The organism is Tritonibacter horizontis (assembly GCF_001518015.1).
Lineage (GTDB): Bacteria > Pseudomonadota > Alphaproteobacteria > Rhodobacterales > Rhodobacteraceae > Epibacterium > Epibacterium horizontis.
In genome coordinates this window covers 12057-35318 of sequence record NZ_LPUY01000017.1, presented here as the reverse complement: position 1 = coordinate 35318, position 23262 = coordinate 12057, and the positions used below count along the sequence as shown (strand labels likewise).

The window sequence follows — 23262 nt, the reverse complement described above, 5'->3', positions numbered from 1 at the left end:
GCGGGAGCCCCCCCCCAGCGATCTAGGCGCTGCTATCCGCGTCCGATATAGGGCATTTTGGTCGCCATCAAGGTCATGAACTGCACATTGGCCTCTGGCGGCAACTGCGCCATATGCAGCACCGAGGCCGCCGCATCCGCGACATCAAAACTGTCCAGCGCCGGTCCATCCGGGTCGGCCTCTGCCTGCCGCTGCGCCAGATCCGCCACCATCGACGTGCGGGCATTGCCGATGTCGATCTGGCCGCAAGCAATGTCAAAGGCGCGGCCATCCAGCGACAGGGATTTGGTCAGCCCGGTCACCGCCGCCTTGGTCGCCGCATAGGGCGCGCTCTGCGGCCGTGGCACATGGGCGGCGATGGAGCCATTGTTGATGATCCGCCCGCCCTGCGGCGCCTGCGCCCGCATCTGGGCAAAGGCCGCCCGCGCACAAAGGAACATACCGTTGAGATTCACATTCACGGCCGTGAACCAATCCTCGAGCGCGATTTCATCGATGGTGCCCGGCGGCGTGAAGATCCCGGCATTGTTGAACAACACATCCAGCCGCCTGGCCTCGGAACTGAATTGCGCGAAGGCCGCTGTCACCGCCTCCGGGTCGGTCACATCGCAGGGCAGCACCACGGCACGGCGATGACCCTCGGCGATTTCTGCCAACAGGGGCGCGCGCCGTGCCAACAGGCCGACGGTCCAGCCTTCGGCCAGGAACCGCTCTGCCACCGCGCGGCCAATGCCGGAACTGGCACCGGTCACCAGAATTGTGCGGGTTGTCATACGGGGGCCTCCTCCTCCTCCTGAAGTTCCAAGGTCAATGCAGCAGCCGGGGCCGCCCGCAAATCGTCAATCGGCAGCACGCCGCTGGGTTTCGCCAACCGGTTGCGCACCACCCAGATCAGCCGCTCCTGAGCGCGGGTGATCGCCACATAGGCCAGGCGTTTCCACAGCGGTTGCCCCGCCTCCACCCGGCCCATGCGGGCAGCAGCATAGATGTCGGGCGCAAACACCTGCGTGGTGTCCCATTGCGAGCCTTGCGCCTTGTGGATCGTCACCGCCGCGCCATGCAGAAAGGTCGCGCCCATGCGCGCGGCAAAGGGAATGAACGGCTCTTCCTCGTCGGGTTTCTCGATCTTCACGATCGAGGCGGCCGAGACCTGCGGATCTTCGGCCCCCATCACGTGCAGCCGCGAAAATCCGGGCTTGCGACCGGGGCCAAGGTAAATCACCTGCGCCCCCTTGATCAGCCCGCGCGCCTCCAGGTCGAGCCGCTTCTTGCGGTGTTTCAACGGCAGCTCCAACCCGTCGCAGATCAGCGGCTCGCCCGGCAACAGCGCATCCTCGGGCGCGCCATAGACCGCACGGAACGCGTTGATCAGCCGGATGCGGGTGTTGTTGCGCCAGACCAGCACCGGCGAGCGCGCCATCAGATCGACCTCGACCCGCTGGCCCCAGACCACACGGTCATCCTGACGGGCCTTGTCCTCGACCATGCGTTCAAAATCCTCGAACCCCAGCTGCGGATCGGCCAGCGCATGGGCCAGATCCAGGATCGGGTTGTCCGCCTCCTGCCGGTGTATGCGGTTCAGGATCAGCTGGCGCTCCTTGGGCAGCCCCTCGAACACCATCGAGCCGGACTGGTTCACCGGCGCCAGCTGCGCCGGGTCGCCAAACAGAACCAGCGTCGGAAAGATCTCCTTGAGGTCCTCGAACTGGCGATTGTCCAGCATCGAGGCCTCATCGACAAAACCGATGTCCAGCGGTTCCTCGCGCCGTTTCCAGCCGGTGATGAAATCCGACCCCCGCAGCCCGGCAGAGGCCAGCGCGCCGGGGATGGATTTATTCTTCTGGAAGAACGCCGCCGCGCGGCTCAGGGCCTCTTCGGTGATGCCTTCGATTTCGGGGCGCTCGCCCTCGCCTGTCAGCCATTCGGCGATGCGTTCGTATTCCGGATCATAGACCGGCGTATACAGAATCCGGTGAATGGTGGTGGCCGGCACGCCGCGCAGACGCAGCACGCTGGCGGCCTTGTTGGTCGGCGCCAGAATCGCAAGGGTGCGCTTGTCCTCGTTTTTCTTGCGGCTTTCATAGTCGCCGGAAACCACATCGACCCCCGCCGCAGCCAGCGCCTTGTAGAACTCCGCCAGCAGCAGCGTCTTGCCCGACCCGGCCTTGCCGATCACAGCGGTGACCCCGGTGTCGCCGCGCGGTGGATGCAGCAGGTCTTCGCCCAGATCGACACCCGCCTGGCGCAGCTGTTCGGTCAGGCTGTCATAGGCTTGCGCCTGATCGTCGGAGAATTGAAGCGCGGGCGCCGGGAGCGGGGTCTCTGTCATGGCGCGACCCTACATCCGCCGCGCGCAGGGCACCAGCAGGATCGCGCAGGGGCCAGGCGTCAGACGGCAATCAGCCCGATCGCGATGGCCCGGGCCACCGCATGGGTGGTGTTCTGCGCCTGCAGCTTGTCGCGCGCGCCTTCGATATAGACCCGCAATGTGTGTTCCGAGATGTCCAGCATCTGCGCCACATGGGCGCGGCTGTGCCCCTCTGCCAGCAGGCTCAGCGCCTGCGCTTCGCGCGCCGACAGCGGCTGCTCCGGCAGCGGCTCAAAGGAGGTCTCCAGCGCCAGCGCCCGGCGGTTCACATAATGCGCCACAAGAATCAGATCCCGGCTCATCTTGCGGGTGAACCGGCTCCATTCCGCATCGTCACAGGCGCTGTAGACACTGAACACCGCGTATTGGCCGCTTGGCCCCCGCACCGGGATGCTGAACCCCTGCGGGCCGACCCCATGCGCCAGCGCATCCTTGCGAAACGCCGAGGCGACGCGGGACGACCAGTCCAAATCACGCCAGTCCACCGGGTAAAACGCAGTGTAGCAGCCCAGCACAACCGGATCGATCCGGTGATAGCGCTGCGCCGCATAGCGCGCCAGCCAGGCTTCGGGCAGGGTCGAACAGCCGATAATTCCGTCGGAATGGTCCAGCCAGCTGTAGTTCACATGGGCGACCTCAATCAGGGTCTGAAACTGCGCCAGGACCGCGCCGATTTCGCCCAGGCTTTGGGCCTTTTCGATCTGTTGGAGAAGAGCGTTCAGTTTTTGCGGTCTCGACATCCAGTCCTCTGCGTCCTTTCGGTTCTGACGCTGCATCCGACAGCGCATCCCGTTTGGCGATCCGGCCCCGGGTCCGCCGCTTGCCGGTTCAAACCGGACGGCGCGGGGGCGGCGCGTGTTTCTTTGGAATTGAACGCGTTCGACGGGGGGTTGGTACCCGGCCCGACCGGCCGGACCGTCGTCCCCATCCAGATTGCAGTCCCGTCCAGATGGCCCCTCCAGATTGCGGTGGTCCAGACCTTGGTCAGGGACAGTGTTCCGGGACAGAGCCACCCCCCCCCACAAGGGAGGACAATCGGCCATTTACGCGCGTGATCCACAAACATTCTGTTCAGTGCGAGGGGCAGTTTTTCGCTGAACACGCGGGATGTCAAGCGGACCCGCCCTTGGGTCGGCAGACAGCCGCGCGCCGCCGCGCGGTTTTACGCGCACCAACAGGCACCCGACCAGACAGAGGTCAGATGCCTGTTGCCAGATCCAACGTCAGAGCGGCGCGCTGGATCAGCTCTGCACGACTTCTTCCAGTGTTCTCAGCCCGGTTGTCGGGGCCTGCACCAGAACCGACATATTGCCCGGCTTATGCTCGTTGCGCAGCATCTTCATATGGGCCGAGGGCAGATCCGCCCAGGCAAAGACCTCTGACATGCAGGGATCCAGACGGCGTTCGATCATCAGCTTGTTGGCGGCCGAGGCCTGCTTCAGATGGGCAAAGTGGCTGCCCTGCAGGCGCTTCTGATGCATCCACATATAGCGCACGTCAAAGGTGCAGTTGAACCCGGAGGTGCCGGCGCAGATCACCACCATACCGCCTTTTTTCACCACAAAGGTGGACACCGGGAACGTCGCCTCGCCGGGGTGTTCAAACACCATATCGACGTTGTTGCCCTTGCCGGTGATGTCCCAGATCGCCTTGCCGAACTTGCGCGCCTCGGCAAACCAGGTGTCATATTCCGGCGTGTTCACCGTTGGCAGCTGGCCCCAGCATTTGAAATCGCGCCGGTTCAGCACCCCTTTGGCGCCGAGCGACATCACGAAATCGCGCTTGCTCTCGTCCGAGATCACCCCGATGGCATTGGCGCCGGCCGTGTTGATCAACTGGATCGCATAGGAGCCCAGACCGCCCGAAGCGCCCCAGACCAGCACGTTCTGGCCCGGCTTCAGGTCATGCGGCTCATGGCCGAACAGCATCCGGTAAGCGGTAGCCAGCGTCAGCGTGTAGCAGGCGCTTTCTTCCCAGGTCAGGTGCTTGGGGCGCGGCATCAGCTGCTGGGCCTGCACATTGGTGAACTGGGCAAACGACCCGTCCGGCGTCTCGTAGCCCCAGATCCGCTGGCTGGAGGAATACATCGGATCGCCGCCGTTGCATTCCTCGTCGTCGCCGTCGTCCTGATTGCAGTGGATCACCACCTCATCGCCGACCTTCCAGCGCTTCACCTTGTCGCCGACGGCCCAGACGATCCCGGCCGCATCGGACCCGGCGATGTGATAGGGGGCCTTGTGGCCATCAAACGGGCTGATCGGCTGGCCCAGCGCCGCCCAGACGCCATTGTAGTTCACGCCGGCCGCCATCACCAAAACCAGCACCTCGTTGCTGTCGATGCTGGGCACATCCACCACTTCCTGCTGCATCGCAGTATCCGGCTCGCCGTGGCGTTCCTTGCGGATCGCCCAGGCGTACATCTGTTTGGGCACATAGCCCATGGGCGGGATTTCCCCCATTTCATAGAGGTCTTTCTGCGGTGCGTCGTAGCTCATGATGCCGTCCTGCGTGTCCAAAGCCATGGTGGCCTCCCCTGGTATCATCCAATGCGCGCAGCATTCTGCAATGCAGAATCGCGCTGTCTGACCCTAGGATTAGAAACGGCGAGGTAATATTGCAACCATAATCGTCACATGTTTGAAATTTTATGACCCAGCGGACGCAGAATTTCCTTTTGCTGCTGCGGCATTCCCCGGCGTTTCCGGTGCGGTGCCGGGGGTGTCGGCGCGCGGTGGGGCCAGTGCCGCAGGCACCAGATGCGCCAGCGAATTGGCGTAGAACTGCAACAGATCGCGGGCGCCGGGCTCTGGCGTCACCAGCCCCGCCGTCAGCCGGACCAATCCCCGGCGGCGCAGATGCTGCACCGCGCCCTGGACCGCGATGTCATGGCCATGGGCCGGCATATGGATCCGCGCCAGCGGCATCCGGGCGGTGGTCTCCGTCAGCGCATGCACCAGCGCCGCCTCGCTCATGGTGCCGCGGGTGCACAGCAGGTAGCACACCATCGGCACCGGCAGCACCGGCACCACCTCGCCGATGCGCCGCATCAGCTCCGAGGCCAGGTCACGCGACTGATCGCGCCCCGTCTCGGCCGGCACTTCGCTCAGGCTCAGCGGCCGGCCAAAGGTCACGGCGGCGGTGCCGAACCGGCGATAGCGCCCGGTCATCCACAGCCAGAGCTGCCGCAGCCCCCGCAACAGCACCACGCCGATCCGGGCACGGAACCGCCGCTCTCCGGCGCGGGCAGCGCGGGTCAGGATCTTGTCCTCCAGCACCCGGTCATAGTTCAGCGCCACCGGGACAAAGACCACATCCTTGCCGGCCGCCTCGGTCCCTTCGACGATGTATTTGAGCAGCCCGTGTTTCGGCGGCGACAGCGCCCCCGTCATGCTCAGCCCGCCCTCGGGGAACATCGCCTGCGTCACCCCGCCCCGCGTCGCCAGCCGCACATAGGTCGACAGCACCTTGCGATAAAGCTCGGTCTGCGATTTGCGGCGGATGAAATAGGCCCCCATGGCGCGAAACAGACTGCTCAGCGGCCAGACCCGCGCCCATTCGCCCACCGCATACGACAATGCAGAGCGCTGCGCCGCCAGATAGGTGACCAGGATATAGTCCATGTTCGACCGGTGGTTCATCACAAAGACCACGGTGGCATCCCGGTCGATGACCTTCAAAAGCCCTTCGTCATAGCTGCCCAGCTGCACCCGATAGATCGAATTCGACAGGAACCGCGCCGCCCGGATCGCAAAGCTGAAGTAGGTAAAGGCGGAAAACGACGGCACGATTTCGCGCGCATAACGGCGGGCGTCCTCAAAAGCGACGTTTTCCGGGATGCCCCGCGCCATCGCGTGATCCGACACCGCCTGCGCCACCTGCGGATCATAGATCAGCCGCTGGATCATGTCATAGCGTCGCGCCAGCCGGAAGGGTTCGATCGGCCGCTCCAACCGCCGGTTCAGCCGCTCCACCGCACGCTCCAGCCGCCGCCGAAAGAACCAGCGCACGGAGGGAAACAGGAAATGCGAGGCAAAGGTGACCGCCGCGAACAGCAGAATCAGCACAAAGGCCCAAAGGGGGAGTTCCACGGTCTGCGTCATGCCCGCACATTGGCCGAGCCCCCCGACCAAGACAAGCCAGCGCGATGCCACAGAAGCAGGCACAGGCCCTCAGCCGGTCAATTGCCGCAATGCGGCGAATTGACAAGGTTCCAAAATTCCAGTTTATATCGCCATGACGAAATAAAATTACCGAAACGTGATTCACGAGGTTCGCCATGTCGCTTGCGCAGAATGATCGCCCCACGGCTCCCGCTCCGGCCGAAACACCGGTCAGGGATCGCCCCTGGCTGATCCGCACCTATGCCGGGCATTCGACCGCCTCTGCCTCCAATGCGCTTTATCGCGACAACCTCGCCAAGGGGCAGACCGGCCTGTCGGTGGCCTTCGACCTGCCGACCCAGACCGGCTATGACAGCGATCACGTGCTGGCGCGCGGCGAGGTGGGCAAGGTCGGCGTGCCGGTCTGCCACCTCGGCGACATGCGCAGCCTGTTCGACCAGATCCCGCTGGACCAGATGAACACCTCGATGACGATCAACGCCACCGCCCCCTGGCTGCTGGCGCTCTATATTGCGGTGGCCGAGGAACAGGGCGCCGATATCTCCGGCTTGCAAGGCACGGTGCAGAACGACCTGATCAAGGAATACCTCAGCCGGGGCACCTATATCTGCCCGCCCGCGCCCAGCCTGAAGATGATCGCGGATGTGGCCGAATATTGCTACGAGAACGTGCCGAAATGGAACCCTATGAACGTCTGTTCCTATCACCTGCAAGAGGCCGGGGCGACGCCGGAGCAGGAACTGGCCTTTGCCCTCGCCACTGCCCAGGCGGTGCTGGACGAGCTGCGCCCCCGTGTTCCGGCGGCGGATTTCCCGGCCATGGTGGGGCGCATCTCCTTCTTTGTGAATGCCGGCATCCGCTTTATCACCGAAATGTGCAAGATGCGCGCCTTTGTCGATCTCTGGGACGAGATCTGCCGCGACCGCTATGGCGTGACCGACCCCAAGTTCCGCCGCTTCCGCTATGGTGTGCAGGTGAACTCGCTCGGGCTGACCGAACAGCAGCCGGAAAACAACGTCTACCGCATCCTGATCGAAATGCTCGCGGTGACCCTGTCCAAGAATGCCCGCGCCCGCGCCGTGCAGCTCCCCGCCTGGAACGAGGCACTCGGCCTGCCCCGGCCCTGGGATCAGCAATGGTCGATGCGGATGCAGCAGATCCTGGCTTATGAGACCGACCTGCTGGAATATGGCGACCTCTTTGATGGCAGCCCGGTGGTCGATGCCAAGGTTGAGGCGCTGAAAGCCGGCGCCCGCGCCGAACTGGCCAACCTCGATGGCATGGGCGGCGCCGTCGCCTCGATCGAATACATGAAATCCCGCCTGGTCGAGTCCAACGCCGACCGGCTGAACCGCATCGAGGCCGGCGAAACCGTGGTGGTCGGCGTCAATAAATGGATCGAGGGAGAGCCCTCGCCGCTGCAGACCGCAGATGGCGGCATCATGGTGGTGGACCCGGCGACCGAGGCCGAGCAGATCCAGCGCCTGGAGCAATGGCGCCAGAACCGGGATGCAACCGCCGTGGCCGAGGCGCTGGCCGCCCTGCGCGCCGCCGCCCGAAGCGGTGCCAACATCATGCCCACATCGATTCGCGCCGCCGCCGCAGGGGTCACCACCGGCGAATGGGCCGAAGAGATGCGCAAAGTCCACGGAACCTATCGCGGCCCCACCGGTGTCTCTGCGTCAATGTCGAACCGCACCGACGGGCTGGACGAACTGCGCGAGGCGGTCAACGCGGTCTCCGATCAGCTGGGGCGGCGGCTGAAATTCGTGGTCGGCAAGCCCGGTCTGGACGGCCATTCCAACGGCGCCGAGCAAATCGCCTTTCGCGCCCGCGACTGCGGCATGGACATCACCTATGACGGTATTCGCCTCACTCCCGCAGAAGTTGTCGCCACTGCGCGTCAGGACGAGGCGCATGTTGTAGGTCTTTCGATTCTGTCCGGAAGCCATCTGCCGCTGGTTGAAGACACATTGACGCGATTGCGCGACGCAGGGCTTGGAAATATCCCGGTGGTTGTCGGGGGAATTATTCCCGAAGAGGACGCAAAAAAATTGCGCGACCTTGGTGTCGCGCGAGTCTATACGCCGAAAAACTTTGAACTGAATTCAATCATGAAGGACATCGTCGAGCTGGCAAAAACAAACACTCCGCCCTAATTCACGATTTGCTGAATTCCGCTAAAAATGGGTCAAACACAAATTAGTTGCTGAAGAGCATCTGGCATTCGGGCAATAAACGAAATAGCCCGAGGAAACGATCCACCGGCTGAATTCAATGGAGTAATAAAATGTCACTCGACTTGACAGAAATGTCGCGCAAAGAGCTGCTACAGCTTCAGACCGACGTCGAAAAAGCGTTGAAAGACGCGGAACAACGCGAACGCACCGAAGCGCTGAAAGCCGCCGAAAAAGCGGCCGCGGAATACGGCTTCTCCCTGGACGAAGTTCTGACCTCTCCCTCCAAGGTCGGCGCCCGCAAGACAAAAGCGGCACCGAAATATCGCAACCCGGCAAACCCGGATGAAACATGGACCGGCCGTGGCCGAAAACCGCATTGGGTCCATGCCGCGCTGAGCAATGGCGCCGATATCTCTGATCTCGAAATCTGAACCGGAGCGCATTGGTGACAGTTCATATCGGAGCAAAAAAAGGCGATTTCGCTGAAACCGTCCTGATGCCCGGCGACCCTTATCGTGCGAAATGGGCCGCCGAAACTTTTCTAAGCGATGTGCGTCTTGTAAATGAGGTGCGCGGAATGCTTGGTTTTACCGGAACGTGGAACGGGCACCGGGTCTCGATCCAGGGCAGCGGCATGGGGATGCCGTCCTTGTCGATCTACGCCAACGAATTGATCCGGGATTTCGATGCCCAGACCCTGATCCGTATCGGCTCCTGTGGTGGCATGCAGCCCAGTGTAAAGGTGCGTGACGTCATCATTGCAATGACTGCGACCAGCGTCACCACGCCCTCCAGCACCATCTTTCGGGATGTGAACTTTGCCCCCACCGCCGACTGGACCCTGCTGCGCAACGCCGTTGCCGCCGCAGAGGCGCAGGGGATCACACCGCATGTCGGTGGCATCTATTCCTCCGACACCTTCTACGACGAACGCCCGGACCTGAACGAACAGATGGTCCGACACGGCGTTCTGGGGGTCGAGATGGAGGCGGCAGAGCTTTATACCGTCGCCGCCCGCTTCAACCGGCGCGCGCTGGCGGTTCTGACCGTCTCTGACCACTTGCAGACCGGCGAGGCTCTGCCCTCCGAGGATCGCGAACGCAGCTTTGGCGAGATGGTGGAAATCGCCCTCGCCGCCGCCTTCGCCTGACCAGGGGCGGGATTGATCGGCGCGGCACGCTCACCAACCAGCCGCGCCCAGACCCCGCCGCGTCAGACCCGAACTGTGATCCGGGAACCATAACACACAAAACGGGCCGCTCCTCTGGGGCGGCCCGTGTCCTTGTCGATGATCCGAGTGGTGCGGCCCTTTCAGCGCCCGTGGCTGCCGTCATAGCCGTTGCGCGGCGGCGGCGTCCAATCCCCCAGCGCCCCCGGTTGCGGCGCAAAAACCTCGACCCGCATCGGGTAGCAGGCCGCCGCATCGCTGGAATGCACCGTCGAACAATCGCCCCCCGGACAGGCGCTGAGCGCCCCCAGCAGGTCGATCTCGGCAAAGAACTCCAGATAGTCACCGGGCCGCACCGGGCTGGCCTTCATAAAGTATTGGCCCGTGTCGCGGGTAAACCCGGTGCACATGAACACGTTCAGCACATCATGCACATGGCGCTCCGCCGCGCTCAGGGGCAGGTCCAGATGATCCGCCAGCGCGCGGGTCAGGTTGGAATGACAGCAGTGATGATAGGGCGCGCCCGACAGCAGGTTGCCGGTATAGGGATCACAGCGCGTGCCGATCACGTCATGCACCGAGCCGCCGAACCCGTCGATGCCGTACCAGCCCAGCGTATCGGCGATGATCGTCGCCATCGGGCGCAGATGCGGCAGGCTGCTCCACAGCCGCGCGCCGGTGCTGACATGGGTGCCATGCAGCGCCCGCGTCTTGCCCGAAAAAAACCGCTCGTCCAGATCCGCAGCGTTCCACAGGTTGAGGTCACCGACCTGCGGCCCCTCAATCGAGGTGATGCGAAACACCTGCCCCGCCGCCACCTCGAACGTGGCCGCCTCGCGCGCGGGCACGATCACCTCGGCGATCTTTTCCGCCCCGGCGCGCGCGCGCTGGTACAGATCCAGATCCGGGCGCGGCAGGGTTTCGGTCGGATAGCAGATCACCGGAGCCACCGCGCGGCGGGCGTCGGCGTCGTCTGGGATGGCAGGGGTCTTCTCGGTCATGGCGCGCTCCGCTGTGGCATAGGCCGCCAGTCAAACGCGCAAAAGCGCCCGGGCACAAGTCCCGAGCGCCTTTGGCAAACCGATCAGATCGATCCTGTCAGAGCACCACAACATCCAGCGGCGGGAAGCCATTGAACCCGATAGAGGCATAGGTGGTCGTGTAGGCGCCACAGGAGTGGATCACCACGCGGTCACCGGATTTCAGGCCCAACGGCAGTTGCACCGGTTGCTTTTCATACAGCACATCGGCGCTGTCGCAGGAGGGACCGGCCAGAACGCAGGTGCCCATCGGCTCAAGATCGCGGTCGGTGGTGATCCGGTAGCGGATCGCCTCGTCCATGGTTTCGGCCAGACCGGAGAATTTCCCGATGTCCAGATACACCCAGCGGTGCAGATCGTTGTCGTCCTTGCGCGACACCAGCATCACCTCGGCGGCAATGGCCCCGGATTCCGCCACCAGACCGCGACCCGGCTCTGCCATGATGTGATCCACATCGGCGAAACGGGCATCGACCTGCGCCATGACCTCGGCCGCATAGGCTTCGGGCGCCATGACGGCATTGCGATAACCGGCCGGGAACCCGCCGCCGATGTTCAGCAGCTTGAGGTCATGACCGGCGGCACGGGCCCGGGTCCAGACATCCGCCACCTGATCGAGGATCGGCGCCCACATCTGCGGTTCGCGGGTTTGCGAGCCGACGTGGAAGGACAGGCCATGCGGGATCAGCCCCAGCGCGACACACCGGTCCATCAGCGACAGCGCCATGTCCGGGGTGCAGCCGAATTTGCGGCTCAGCGGCCAGTCGGCGCTGGAGGCGTCAACCAGAATGCGGATGCAGACATGGGCGCCCGGCGCGTGCTCGGCCAGCTTTTCCAGCTCTTCCACCGCATCGGCGGCGAAATGGGTGATGCCAATGGCATGAGCATAGGCAATATCGGTGGTTTTCTTGATCGTGTTGCCAAAGGTGATGCGATCGGCGCTGGCGCCGGCGGCGCGGCACATTTCGATCTCGACCCGGCTGGCGGCATCGAAATTGGAGCCCAGCGCAACCAGACGGCGCAGGATTTCCGGGGCCGGGTTGGCCTTCACGGCATAGTGGATGCGCGCACGACCCAGGCCGCGGGCCAGACCCATGTACTGGCGGGCAACGGCTTCGCTGTCGATGACAAGCGTCGGCCGGTCAAAACGGGTGTGTGCAATGTATTGCAGGTGGCGCGGGACAAAAGTCACGTCTTGGCGGGCCGAGGGCCCGGTTACGTTGGCGTTCATCGTCATCTCCAAAAGACTCGGCCATATATGACCGCTCAGTTCCATCAGAGACGTTACCGTCGCTACGTAACCCTAGGGACCTTAACCCTTTCGACAGAGGCGCGTGCGTTGGCGTCTTATCGCGGCATATCAGGCAAAACCCCGAGTCGATCAAGCCTCTTTTTTCGCAGGGGAGATATTTCTTTTCTGCATGGCTGGCGGGCTGGCCGCCGGTTGGATTTCCAGGCGGCGTGACGGTGAACATAGCATTGATTCTAAATGAAAAATTCAGAACCTAGCCGCCCTGCCCTGCGCGCTTGCACCGCTTGGGCTGCGCCTGCCCCGTCTCGACTGCGCCGCAAAAAGCACAGCGCCAGCCGCCCGCAGGGCGATCCTGGCGCCACCGGCAGGCGCGCGTCAGCGTCGTCGTCTTGCGACGCCAGTACAGATAGGCCAGCGTGCCCAGCAGCAAAAGGATCAATAGGACCGGCATGCTCCGCATCTAGCCAGTGCCTTGCCCCACCGCAAGGGGGCGCTGCCAGCTGTTGCGCCCCCGGCGTACGCGCCATTGGCGGAGATTTCACCAGCGTCTGGCAGACTGGCGGCGTCGCGACATGACAACCAGGAGATACGGCCCGCCCGAGACCACCCCCTCATTGGGTGCAGGCAGGGTCCGAACCGAGATCTTGACCCGGACAGGGGGCTTTCCACCCCTTCCGACCCTCCGCCCGATGGGCGGCCGCCTATTGTTATTCCTGCCCGCGCAGACGCCCCCTGCCCAGATCAGGCGCCGACCGGCAAAGACCGCAAACAGAAAACCCCGCAACCATCCGGTGCGGGGTCTCCAAAACGCATGTGGCGGGCGGATCAAACGGTCCGTTCGACCATCATCTGTTTGATATGCGAAATCGCCTTGGCTGGGTTCAGACCCTTCGGGCAGGTCTTGGCGCAGTTCATGATGGTGTGGCAGCGGTAGAGCTTGAACGGATCTTCCAGCTCGTCCAGACGCTCACCCGTGGCCTCGTCCCGGCTGTCGATGATCCAGCGATAGGCATGCAACAAGGCGGCGGGGCCGAGGTAGCGGTCGCCGTTCCACCAGTAGCTCGGGCAGGCGGTGGAGCAGGACGCGCACATCACGCATTCATAAAGCCCGTCCAGCTTCTTGCGGTCCTCGATGGACTGTTTCCATTCCTTGGCGGGGCGGTTGGTCTTGGTCTCCAGCCAGGGCATGATCGACGCATGCTGCGCATAGAAATGCGTCAGGTCGGGGATCAGGTCCTTGACCACCGGCATATGCGGCAGCGGATAGATCTTCACGTCGCCCTTGACCTCGTCCAGCCCGTAGATACAGGCCAGCGTGTTGATGCCGCCGATGTTCATCGCACAAGAGCCGCAGATCCCCTCGCGACAGGACCGGCGGAAGGTCAGGGTCGGGTCGACCTCTGTCTTGATCTTGATCAGCGCGTCCAGCACCATCGGACCGCATTTGTCCATATCGAGGAAATACGTATCCACCTGCGGGTTTTTGCCATCGTCCGGGTTCCAGCGATAGATCTGGAATTTGCGGACATTGGTCGCGCCTTCAGGCTTGGGCCAGGTCTTACCCGTGGTAATCCGGGAGTTCTTCGGAAGTGCGAATTCGACCATGATCTGTCTCCTTGCTTAGCTGCCCGACGCCAGTCGGCGCGGGAAGAGGGCTGGGCCCGGAAACCTCCGGACATCATTCGGGGCGCGACAGGCGCGCGTGAAACGGGGGCGGCGGATCACGTCAGATCCTCCGCGTCAAAACCGGGCAAGGCGGCGATGCGGGCCAGCCGTGCGGCATCTTCGGGGAACTGCGCGCCGATCCGGGCCCGCAGCACAGGATCCAGCGCGGCCAGCCGCAACAGCGCCTGATATTCGCTGTCGCCCAGCATCTGCCGCCAGCGGTCCTGCGAGGCCAGATCCTCGGCCCGGTCCGCGTCTTTCTGGAAACTCGACCCGCCGCCATAGGCCTGAACCGGGCCCAGCGCATTGTCCGTCATCGGCAGGCCCAGATCCGCCAGCAGCCGGGCACGATACAGCTCGTCCCGGCACCAGCGGTCATAGCAGATCGCCACACGACCGGTTTCCGCTGCGGCCTGCACCTCGGCCAGCAGATCGCCATAGGTCGCCAGGGCGCGCGCGGCCACGGCCATCCGGTCGCCAGAACGATAGTCCGGATTGGCCTGCAGTTTCTTCAGCAGCGAGGCGCTCCAGTTCCAAAAACTGCGATAGATCAGCAGATCGCAATCAAAGGCGGCATCGCCATGGGGTGGCGACATCGGCCGCGCCGCGTTGTAGCGGCCATGCAGCGTATCCTCGTAAGAGACCAGCACCAGCGCGCCATCGCCGGCCAGACGTGCCGCCGCCTGCAGATCGCTGCTGCCCTGCGGCTGGCCCGACACTTCGATTCCGTTGTGGCTGCGCAGCGGATTGGCACCGGGCCGGCAATTGTTGAGAAACAGCGCCCGCCCCTGCGGCGCGTTGCGTTGCAGCCAGTTGCAGATCGCGTGATTGCCCGACCGGCGCATCCCCACCAGACGCAACACGCGCGCCGGGATCAGGCCAAGGTCGCGCCATTGCGCGCCTGCATCTGGACCCGCGGCATCGGTCTGCGCGACCGTCTCGGCGTGGTGGGGCGCATCGGCCTCAGATGGCAGCATTGCGACAGAGGTCATGCCATCCCCCCTGCCGCCAGGGCCAAAGGGACCGGCGCCACCCGGCTCAGCCATTTCTTGTCCGTCTCATAGCCAAGCGTGATCAGATCCGCGCCGTGCCGCTCCAGATAGAGCGCCGCGGTCGCCGCCGGCAGGGCCTCGGGCCATTGTCGCGCGGCGCCGGAATTCACATGGGTCGCCGTGCGCCCGGTGCCGCTGTCGGTGCGCAAACCGCCAAACAGCGAATTGTCGTGATAGATCTGGCGGGCGGTCGCGATCTCGGCCTGATCGAAACCGAAGAACTGCAGCGCCGCGACGAATTGGTTGCAGTCCGTATCGGCGATCAGATCCTCGTACCGCAGGTCCAGCGCACGGGGATGACCATAGGGCCAGGCCAGCATTTCGGTCAGGGTTTTCTGATGCATGTTCTGCATCTCGAAGGCCAGCTTTGCCTCGGCACTGTCCAGCGCCTGCAGGTGCTCCTGATAGCTCTTGCCGGCGAGGTCGTCGCGGGCGCCGTGCAGGAACCGCTCCTGACGGCCGGGGCTGGTCTCGTGATAGCGCGCGCCCGACAGCAGGACATCGCGCGGGTCGCGGATGATATGCACAAAGCGCGCGTCGGGCTGGTCAAACAGCTCCGGCGCAAAGGCGGCCGCCCAATTGACCACGATCACCCGGCCCGTGGGCGGGATCTTGGTCCATTTGGCCGGATTGTGCACCGGCACAAACGGAATATCGAGCGCCGCCCCGATCAGGCGCCAGACACGCCGCATCCAGACGGTACCCGTCTTGTGATGCGTGCCGATGCACAGGATCCGGGGCGGCGCAGAGCTCATCAGAAGGTGCGGGCCTTGGGTGCGATCTTGGCCAGCGAAATACCGCCCTCTGCCTCGGTCGACAGCGGCTCGGTGATCACCGGACGGAAGCTCAGGCTGGTCTTGTTGCCCTCCACCCGCGCCACGGTGTGCACCCGCCAGTTTTCGTCATCCCGCGTCGCGTAGTCCTCGTGGGCATGGGCGCCCCGGCTTTCCTTGCGCGCCTCGGCCCCGACGATGGTCGCCAATGCGTTCGGCATCAGGTTGGTCAGCTCCAGCGTCTCCATCAGGTCGGAATTCCACACCAGCGAGGTATCGGTGACGTGCAGATCGTCGAGCTTGGCGGCAATCGCCTCCATTTTCCCGACGCCTTCCTTCAGGGTCTTGTCGGTGCGGAACACCGCCGCATCCGCCTGCATGGTGCGCTGCATTTCCAGACGCAGCTCCGCCGTCGGCGTGCCACCCTTGGCGTTGCGCAGCCCGTCGAAGCGGTCAAACGCCTTGTCGACAGAGGCCTGGTTGAGCACCGGATTGGCGGCTTCGGGGTCGACCACCTTGCCCGCGCGGATCGCGGCGGCCCGGCCAAAGACCACGAGGTCGATCAGCGAATTCGACCCCAGACGGTTGGCACCATGCACCGAGGCACAGCCCGCCTCGCCCACGGCCATCAGGCCCGGAACGATGCCGGTCGGGTTCTCGGCGGTCGGGTTCAGCACCTCGCCCCAATAGTTGGTGGGGATACCGCCCATGTTATAGTGCACGGTGGGCAGCACCGGGATCGGCTCCTTGGTGACATCCACGCCCGCGAAAATCTTCGCGGATTCGGAAATCCCCGGCAGACGTTCGGCCAGCGCCTCGGACGGCAGGTGGGAGAGGTTCAGGTGGATGTGGTCGCCATGTTCGCCCACACCGCGCCCTTCGCGGATCTCCATCGTCATCGAACGGCTGACATAGTCCCGCGGCGCGAGGTCCTTGTAGTTGGGCGCATAGCGCTCCATGAACCGCTCGCCTTCGGAGTTGGTCAGATACCCGCCCTCGCCGCGCGCACCCTCGGTGATCAGACAGCCGGAGCCGTAGATGCCGGTCGGGTGGAACTGCACGAATTCCATGTCCTGCAGCGGCAGGCCTGCGCGTGCCACCATGCCGCCACCGTCGCCGGTGCAGGTATGGGCCGAGGTCGCGGAGAAATAGGCCCGGCCATAGCCGCCTGTCGCCAACACCACCATCTTGGCGTTGAAGACATGCATGGTGCCGTCATCCAGCTTCCAGCAGACCACGCCCTGACATTGCCCGTCGTCGGACATGATCAGGTCGATGGCGAAGTACTCAACGTAGAATTCGGCGTTGTTCTTCAGGCTCTGACCATAGAGCGTGTGCAGGATCGCGTGGCCAGTCCGGTCGGCGGCGGCACAGGTGCGCTGCACCGGCGGGCCTTCGCCAAATTCGGTGGTGTGACCGCCAAAGGGACGCTGGTAGATCTTGCCCTCTTCGGTGCGGCTGAACGGCACGCCGTAATGCTCCAGCTCGTAAACCGCCTTGGGCGCTTCGCGGGCGAGGTATTCCATCGCATCCGTATCGCCCAGCCAGTCGGAGCCCTTGACGGTGTCATACATATGCCACTGCCAGCTGTCCGGCCCCATGTTGCCCAGCGAGGCGGCAATGCCGCCCTGGGCGGCCACGGTATGCGACCGGGTTGGAAACACCTTGGTCACGCAGGCGGTGCGCAGACCCTGTTCCGCCATGCCGAGAGTGGCGCGCAGACCCGCGCCGCCGGCACCGACAACCACCACGTCATAGTCGTGGGTTTCATATTCATATGCTGCTGTCATCGTTTGAATTCCTTAGCGGCGGGTCAGAGGGCGAGCTTGACGAGCGCAAACAGGCCCGCAGCAATCAGAGTGTAGGAAAAGGCCTGCACCGCGATCAGCGTCAGCTTGCCTGCGATCCCGTGCACATAGTCCTCGACCGCGACCTGGGTTTCGCGCATCAGGTGGATCACCACCACCACCAGCGTCAGCCCGGTGATGATCGCGGGAAGCGGGCGGCTGTAATAGGCCAGCACCTCTTCGTAGGTGCCGCCCAGCCCGAGGCCAAAGGTGATCACGAAGGCGGGAACAAGAACAACCAGCAGGATGGAGGTGACCATCATCTGCCAGTGGTGATGGGTGCCGGTGCCCCCTGCGCCCAGACCTTCGGCGCGTTTACGGTCGGTCAGAAATCTCATGTCCCTGCTCCTTATACCAAGATCGCCGCGAGGACGGTCAGGACGGTGGCCCCGATGAACATGCCCTTGGCCATGGTCTCGGATACGGCGACCTCAAGGCAATAGCCGAAATCCCAGATCACGTGACGCAGACGGCCCAGCATGTGGTAGAAGATCGCCCAGGTCGCGGCCAGCAGGACCAGATCGCCCAGAATGCTGCGCAGCAGCCCGTCGATCAGGGCGAAAGAATTTGCAGAGGTGGCCGCCGCCAGCAACCACCACACCACCAGAAGCGCCGCACCCAGTGCAGCGATGCCGGTAATCCGGACCATGATGGAGGAGATGGAGGTAAGCTGAGGCCGGTAGTACGGCCCAATCATAAAGGGCGAAAGCGGGCGGTTTCCCCGATTGACATCGGCCATGTTGGCTCCTTTTCCGGTTGCTGAGCGTGTTCTACCCTATTTTAAGGCGCTGTCACGCAAACGAGTGGTAAAAATTGCCTGTTATCGCTGACGTTTGATCTAATTTTTGGCCTATGTGATCACATCCCGGAATGGTGTGATCACAAATGAAATCCCTAGCAGATCAGTCAGAATCAACGACCGGACTCTTCGCCTCAGGCTCGGACATATGGGTTGCTGTCTGTTTAACGACCTCGCGCAGCAGCTTCTTGTGGATCTGGTCGGGATAGTCGGCAAAGCTTCGGGCAGAGACCACAAAGGCGCCGGGACCGTGGATCACATGGTCAAAGAAATAGGCGGCAAGACCGTCTTCGCTGGCCTCGATGGCGATGGCATTGACCGTCACGCCGGCGGTGGCGAGCGCGGATTTCACCGCCTCCGGCGCCGCGCCTTCGTTCGAGGGGCCATCACCGGACAGGTCGATGACCCGGCGACGGCAGGCCGGGACCTGGTCAAACAGCGGCAGCACAAAGCGCAGCACCTCGCCGATCGAGGTGGAGTAGTTGCGCCAGTGCCGCTCTGCCGCCCCCACCCGCTGGGCAAAGGCGGCAAGGGCCGCGAAATCGGTGATCCCGGTCCAGGGCAGCGACAGGGCCTGTCGCGATTTGCCGCTCCACTGGACCAGGGCCAGCTGCGCCTCGGCCTGCACCAATGCCTCGCTGATCAGCGGGTCCGAGAGGGCGGCGGCAAGACCGTCCATCTGCAGCCGGTATTCCTGTGGATCGACCGAGCCGGAGACATCGACCGCCAGCACCAGCGCCAGATCGCAGCCCCGCGCATGGCCTGCCGGCAGCATCGCGGCCAGCAGGCCAGCACACAGGATCCGCACGAGGGCGGGCGGAAGGCGGGGCATCTGGCGCATATCACAACAGTGCGGCGCGCTCCGTGTCCGGGCAAGGTCAAACCCACGCCGCACCTGCAGCCTCGCGCATTTGTCAGCGCGGCGCGCGACCACACGTGCCGGAGAGAGATCAGGCCAGGGCGAGGGTTTCCATCGGCGCCCAATGTCCGGCGGGACGCAGATGCGTGGTGTCAAAGGCAAACCAATGGCCGCCCCCGCGCTGATCCCAACGGCGCGAAATCTCTTCGCCTGCCAATGCGCAATAGAGCAGCGTTCCGACCCCGCCATGACCGCAAAACAGCACATCCCGATCAGGCTGGGCCGCCAGCACCCGTTTGACCTCTGCCAGGATGCGCGCCTGCGCCGCACGGGCCGGCTCCCACCCTTTGACCGACGTGTCGGGCGCCGCAAAGAAGGCGTTCGCCATGTCCTCAAACGCCGGCCCCTTGAGAAACCCGGTCGCGGAGCGGTCGTTTTCATGCATCATCGGACGCACCTCCAGCGCATGGCCGGTGGCAGCGCTGAGGGGCCAGGCCGTTTCCAGCGCCTTGCGTTCGGCACTGGAGACCACATAGAGCGTGCGCGCCACGCCGCGTGCCACCAGGGCCGCCACCCGCGCAGCGCCTGCGGCGTTCAGACCCCAGTCGGGCACCGCCACATCAGGGTCGATAACCACCTCCGGGTGGGTCAGGTAAATCGCACGGGCCATGATGAAATCTCCTGAAACAGAGCGAAGCGGTGCGGATCCTGCCACACCCGCAGGGTGCGCAGGCTCAGCGCGGCATCAGCGCCCAGTAGTCGAGATCCAGCAGCACCTCGGGCAGGTATTTGCCATCCGCCCCCTTCAGCTGGAACGGTGCGCCGCCGGAGGTTGCCACCAGCCGCAGGCGGATCGCGCCCACACCCGGCGCGGCGGTTTCGGCCTTGTCCAGCACCTCGGACCAGGCGCGGAGGGTGGTGCCCGCCAGACAGGGGTTGGCATGGGCACCGCCGTTCAACCCGACCACCATCTGTGCGTTGGCCAGACCGTTGAAGGACAGCGCCCGCGCCATCGAGATCACATGCCCGCCATAGATCAGGCGGCGACCATCGGGGCGCGCGGAGGTGTCGAAATGCACCTTGGCGGTGTTCTGCCAGAGACGGGTGGCGAGCATATGCTCGGCCTCTTCGACGGTCGCGCCATCAACGTGGTCGATCTGCTCGCCGATGGCGTAATCGCCCCAGCGATGCGGTTCGCCCGCGAGGGTGAAATCATACCCCGTGAAATCAAGCCCCGCAGGCAGCGCCAGATCCTCCGCTGCCAAAACCGGCTTGAGGTCCGGCACCCGGGTCTCCGGTGCATCGGCGTCGGGGTTGCCCTTGCGCACCATCACCCAGCGCACGTAGTCCAGCACACAGGCGTCGCGCTGGTTGAGCCCGCGGGTGCGCACCCAGACAACCCCCGTCTTGCCGTTGGAGTTCTGCTTGAGCCCGATCACCTCGCTGGTGGCGCGCAGGGTATCGCCGGGATAGACCGGCAGATGCCAGCGCCCCTCGGCATAGCCGAGATTGGCCACCGCATTGAGCGAGACATCCGGCACCGTCTTGCCAAAAACCAGGTGAAACGCCGCCCAATCGTCAAGCGGCGCCTGGGCCAGCCCCGCCGAGCGGGCAAATTCATCCGAGGAATGCAGCGCATGGCGCGCGGGGTAGAGCGCATGATAGAGCGCCCGTTCGCCGCCCGACACAGTGCGCGGCACCGCGTGGTGGATCACCTCGCCGATGCGATAATCCTCGAAAAACCGCCCCCGGTTGGTCTTGGTCATGATCAGTGCGCCCCGAGCTTGGTGTCGGGGGTATAGGTGCCGTCGACCTCCTTCACCACCGACTGGCCGCAGCGCATGATGCCCTTGACCGGGTCAAAGGTCTGGGTGGGGCTGCCGTAAAGCTCCCAGCCCTTGTTCAGCGCCTCTGTCACCTTGTGGCAAAAGGCAGAGGTGTCATCCTCGCTCAGGAATCGATAGAGTTTCATGTCTTACCCCGGAAATGGTGAGGGCCCGATCAGCCCGTGGATATAGCCGATCACACCGACCAGCAGGATGGAAATGACGAGGAACATCAGCCCCTTGGCGACGCTGCCGCGCGGCCCCGGTGTCCAGTTCGGTTCGGCCCGGTTGATCAGGACGACCTCGGCCCCGGCCCAGGCCAGCATCGAGCCAAACAGCAGCATCGCGGCCAGATCGCCATTGACCAGCAGATGCGCCACCGCCCAGAGCGAGAAGCCAAAGAGCTGCGGGTGGCGCATCTTGTAAAACAGCGTGCCCTTGCGCGGGCCGGGGCTGGTGAAGAACAGCGCCAGCACCATCAGCGCATTGTTGACATGCACAAAGGTCGGTGGCGGCGCCCAGACGTGGATGAACTCCGCGCCGCGAAAGCCGACGATCATCAGCGCCACCGCGCCCAGCAGAACCAGCGCCATCAGCCCCTTGCCCTTGTGGCCGAGGGCGGCGCGCTGCGCCGGGGCGAGGCGTTTGAACAGGTGGGCGGCCCACCACAGAACGATGCCGAGAATCAAAAGTGCCATGTCTAAACTCCAACGCGAGACGGGTGCCTGCGTTAAGGACTAGCCCGAGATCCCGGCGATTGCATCCGCTTTTGCGAGGATTTCGCGCGCGGTCACCACATGCAGGTTCTCGACGATCCTGCCATCGACCACGGCCACCCCCTGCCCTGCTGCCTCTGCGGCCTCAAAGGCGGCGATCTGACGGCGGGCCAGGTCGATTTCATCTTCGGAGGGGGCAAAGGCGGCATTGGCGATATCCACCTGCGCCGGGTGGATCAGCGTCTTGCCATCGAACCCCATGTCGCGCCCCTGACGGCATTCCACCTCCAGCCCGGCGTCGTCCTTGAAGGCATTATAGACCCCGTCGACGATCACCTTGCCCTCGGCCTTGGCCGCGAGCAGACACAGACCGAGGCCGCTGAGCAACGGCAGGCGGTCGGCTCGAAACCGGGTCTGCATGTCCTTGGCCAGGTCATTGGTGCCCATCACCATGCCCTGCAGCGCCGGATGCGCCGCGATGGCGGCGGCATTCAGCATCGCGCGCGGCGTCTCCATCATCGCCCAGAGCGGCCGGTCGGCGGTGATCTCTGCCAGCGCCTCCAGATCAGCAGGCGAAGACACCTTCGGCGCGAGGATGGCGTCACAGTCCATTTTCGCGGCAGCCTCGGCATCCTGGCGCCCCCAGGCCGTGTCGAGCCCGTTGATGCGCACGATCCGCACCCGCGCGCCATAGCCGCCCTGCTGCAGCGCATCGGCCAGGGTGGCGCGGGCGCTGTCCTTTTCCTCGGCCGCGACGGCGTCTTCGAGGTCGAAAATGATCGCATCAACCGGCAGGCTGCGGGCCTTGTCGAGCGCCCGCGGCTTGGAGCCGGGAATATAAAGAACCGAACGGTAGGGACGGGAGCGCGGGTCCATGAGGCATCCTCCAGGTCATAAAGTTACCCAGATCGCTACAATCTGGACCAAATATTTTCAAGAGAAATCGCGCCGCAATGCAGAAAGAAGCGTGTATTCCCCAAAAAATATGAGCCTAAGCTCTTGAAATTAAATATGAACGCTATGTTAACCACTTATTTGGACCTCTGTGCCAATCTTATCTGTACTGGCGCTCTCCTCCGTTGGACTTGTTCCCTCCTGGCGCCCGGTGGGCCTTAGGCCCGCAGTCATGATTACGTCACCAGAAAACCGGTCCCCCCTCGGAACCCGGGGCGCTCTTTCGGGCCCCGCTGAGGGAGCCGTTCCGAAAGGGGTAAAACCAATGAAGAAGACGCTTTTTTCACTGTTAGCGGGCCTTGCTCTGGCAGTTTCCGCACAATCCGCCGCCGCGCAGGGTCAGAACTGCGCGCCCCGTGACCTTGTTGTCAAACGGCTGGCCGAGAAATACGGCGAAAGCCGCCAAAGCATCGGCATGGGCCAGCAGGGCATGGTGATGGAGACCTTCGCCTCGGGCGAGTCCGGCTCCTGGACCATCACGGTGACCACCCCCAATGGCATGACCTGCCTGGTGGCGTCCGGGCAATCCTATGAGATTCTCGCCGAGGCGCTGCCGACACTGGACACCGACGCCTGACCACCGCGGGCCGGAACACCGCTGGCCACGCAGGTTCACTTCTGGCAAATCCAGGTCTGGCAGGC

Annotated in this window: 24 protein-coding genes; 4 read left to right on the top strand and 20 right to left on the bottom strand. The window is 64.0% G+C overall.

Translation table 11 applies throughout. The annotated features are described in order from the left end of the window. Positions 1 to 32 precede the first annotated feature (32 nt). The 5 genes from TRIHO_RS03545 to TRIHO_RS03525 all read right to left on the bottom strand — a co-directional run bounded on the left by TRIHO_RS03545 (position 33) and on the right by TRIHO_RS03525 (position 6468). Entirely contained in the window at positions 33 to 773 is a 741-nt protein-coding gene (locus TRIHO_RS03545) for an SDR family oxidoreductase (RefSeq protein WP_068240466.1), read from the bottom strand. Continuing rightward, positions 770 to 2329, bottom strand: coding sequence for an ATP-dependent DNA helicase (locus TRIHO_RS03540; protein ID WP_068240464.1), 1560 nt, complete (start codon positions 2327 to 2329; stop codon positions 770 to 772). The genes TRIHO_RS03545 and TRIHO_RS03540 overlap by 4 nt, the downstream gene beginning before the upstream one ends. Positions 2330 to 2388: 59 nt before the next feature. Continuing rightward, positions 2389 to 3108 (bottom strand): helix-turn-helix transcriptional regulator, encoded by a 720-nt coding sequence (locus TRIHO_RS03535; RefSeq protein ID WP_068240570.1) that lies wholly within the window; start codon positions 3106 to 3108, stop codon positions 2389 to 2391. A gap of 501 nt (positions 3109 to 3609) precedes the next feature. Further along, positions 3610 to 4890: a crotonyl-CoA carboxylase/reductase gene (gene ccrA, locus TRIHO_RS03530; RefSeq protein WP_068240462.1), complete on the bottom strand. Its 1281-nt coding sequence runs from the start codon at positions 4888 to 4890 to the stop codon at positions 3610 to 3612. Between the two features lie 123 nt (positions 4891 to 5013). Further along, positions 5014 to 6468, bottom strand: a complete 1455-nt coding sequence (locus tag TRIHO_RS03525) for a 1-acyl-sn-glycerol-3-phosphate acyltransferase (protein WP_068240461.1) — start codon at positions 6466 to 6468, stop codon at positions 5014 to 5016. A gap of 176 nt (positions 6469 to 6644) precedes the next feature. Here TRIHO_RS03525 and TRIHO_RS03520 point away from each other — a divergent pair, with 176 nt between their 5' ends. The 3 genes from TRIHO_RS03520 to deoD all read left to right on the top strand — a co-directional run bounded on the left by TRIHO_RS03520 (position 6645) and on the right by deoD (position 9819). Further along, entirely contained in the window at positions 6645 to 8648 is a 2004-nt protein-coding gene (locus tag TRIHO_RS03520; protein ID WP_068240459.1) for a protein meaA, read from the top strand. 131 nt (positions 8649 to 8779) lie between these two features. Beyond that, positions 8780 to 9100 (top strand): H-NS histone family protein, encoded by a 321-nt coding sequence (locus tag TRIHO_RS03515; RefSeq protein WP_068240458.1) that lies wholly within the window; start codon positions 8780 to 8782, stop codon positions 9098 to 9100. Positions 9101 to 9114: 14 nt separating this feature from the next. Then, positions 9115 to 9819, top strand: coding sequence for a purine-nucleoside phosphorylase (gene deoD / locus TRIHO_RS03510; protein ID WP_068240568.1), 705 nt, complete (start codon positions 9115 to 9117; stop codon positions 9817 to 9819). A gap of 161 nt (positions 9820 to 9980) precedes the next feature. Here deoD and TRIHO_RS03505 read toward each other — a convergent pair whose 3' ends face one another. From TRIHO_RS03505 to TRIHO_RS03435, 15 genes are all read right to left on the bottom strand, one after another. Beyond that, positions 9981 to 10838 (bottom strand): urea carboxylase-associated family protein, encoded by an 858-nt coding sequence (locus TRIHO_RS03505; protein WP_068240456.1) that lies wholly within the window; start codon positions 10836 to 10838, stop codon positions 9981 to 9983. Positions 10839 to 10935: 97 nt separating this feature from the next. Next, positions 10936 to 12108: a type III PLP-dependent enzyme gene (locus TRIHO_RS03500; RefSeq protein ID WP_232367706.1), complete on the bottom strand. Its 1173-nt coding sequence runs from the start codon at positions 12106 to 12108 to the stop codon at positions 10936 to 10938. A gap of 274 nt (positions 12109 to 12382) precedes the next feature. Then, positions 12383 to 12580, bottom strand: a complete 198-nt coding sequence (locus TRIHO_RS03495; RefSeq protein ID WP_068240566.1) for a hypothetical protein — start codon at positions 12578 to 12580, stop codon at positions 12383 to 12385. Between the two features lie 374 nt (positions 12581 to 12954). Next, positions 12955 to 13734 (bottom strand): succinate dehydrogenase iron-sulfur subunit, encoded by a 780-nt coding sequence (locus TRIHO_RS03490; RefSeq protein WP_068240452.1) that lies wholly within the window; start codon positions 13732 to 13734, stop codon positions 12955 to 12957. A gap of 116 nt (positions 13735 to 13850) precedes the next feature. Beyond that, positions 13851 to 14786 (bottom strand): hypothetical protein, encoded by a 936-nt coding sequence (locus TRIHO_RS03485; RefSeq protein ID WP_232367705.1) that lies wholly within the window; start codon positions 14784 to 14786, stop codon positions 13851 to 13853. Then, positions 14783 to 15601, bottom strand: coding sequence for a sulfotransferase (locus TRIHO_RS03480; RefSeq protein ID WP_232367704.1), 819 nt, complete (start codon positions 15599 to 15601; stop codon positions 14783 to 14785). The genes TRIHO_RS03485 and TRIHO_RS03480 overlap by 4 nt, the downstream gene beginning before the upstream one ends. Continuing rightward, positions 15601 to 17409 (bottom strand): succinate dehydrogenase flavoprotein subunit, encoded by a 1809-nt coding sequence (gene sdhA / locus TRIHO_RS03475; RefSeq protein ID WP_068240450.1) that lies wholly within the window; start codon positions 17407 to 17409, stop codon positions 15601 to 15603. The genes TRIHO_RS03480 and sdhA overlap by 1 nt, the downstream gene beginning before the upstream one ends. Positions 17410 to 17432: 23 nt before the next feature. Next, entirely contained in the window at positions 17433 to 17804 is a 372-nt protein-coding gene (sdhD, locus tag TRIHO_RS03470; protein WP_068240448.1) for a succinate dehydrogenase, hydrophobic membrane anchor protein, read from the bottom strand. 11 nt (positions 17805 to 17815) lie between these two features. Next, positions 17816 to 18205: a succinate dehydrogenase, cytochrome b556 subunit gene (gene sdhC, locus TRIHO_RS03465; protein ID WP_068240446.1), complete on the bottom strand. Its 390-nt coding sequence runs from the start codon at positions 18203 to 18205 to the stop codon at positions 17816 to 17818. Positions 18206 to 18368: 163 nt separating this feature from the next. After that, a complete protein-coding gene (locus TRIHO_RS03460; protein WP_106406148.1) occupies positions 18369 to 19040 on the bottom strand; it encodes a DUF1194 domain-containing protein in 672 nt (223 codons plus the stop codon). A gap of 175 nt (positions 19041 to 19215) precedes the next feature. After that, the gene (locus TRIHO_RS03455) at positions 19216 to 19794 is read right to left on the bottom strand and encodes a histidine phosphatase family protein (protein WP_068240445.1); all 579 of its coding nucleotides are present in this window, start codon (positions 19792 to 19794) and stop codon (positions 19216 to 19218) included. A gap of 64 nt (positions 19795 to 19858) precedes the next feature. After that, a complete protein-coding gene (locus tag TRIHO_RS03450; protein WP_068240443.1) occupies positions 19859 to 20890 on the bottom strand; it encodes a MaoC family dehydratase in 1032 nt (343 codons plus the stop codon). A 2-nt stretch (positions 20891 to 20892) separates the two neighbouring features. Then, positions 20893 to 21096, bottom strand: coding sequence for a DUF1737 domain-containing protein (locus TRIHO_RS03445; protein ID WP_068240441.1), 204 nt, complete (start codon positions 21094 to 21096; stop codon positions 20893 to 20895). Positions 21097 to 21099: 3 nt separating this feature from the next. Continuing rightward, positions 21100 to 21648: an NnrU family protein gene (locus TRIHO_RS03440; protein ID WP_068240440.1), complete on the bottom strand. Its 549-nt coding sequence runs from the start codon at positions 21646 to 21648 to the stop codon at positions 21100 to 21102. A gap of 39 nt (positions 21649 to 21687) precedes the next feature. After that, on the bottom strand, positions 21688 to 22542 hold the full coding sequence (locus TRIHO_RS03435; RefSeq protein ID WP_068240438.1) for an HpcH/HpaI aldolase/citrate lyase family protein: 855 nt from the start codon (positions 22540 to 22542) through the stop codon (positions 21688 to 21690). A gap of 343 nt (positions 22543 to 22885) precedes the next feature. On the opposite strand from TRIHO_RS03435, the gene TRIHO_RS03430 reads away from it, so the two are divergent. Beyond that, positions 22886 to 23197 carry a hypothetical protein gene (locus TRIHO_RS03430; RefSeq protein WP_068240437.1) on the top strand — a complete coding sequence of 104 codons (312 nt, stop codon included), beginning with the start codon at positions 22886 to 22888 and terminating at the stop codon, positions 23195 to 23197. Positions 23198 to 23262: the final 65 nt, after the last annotated feature.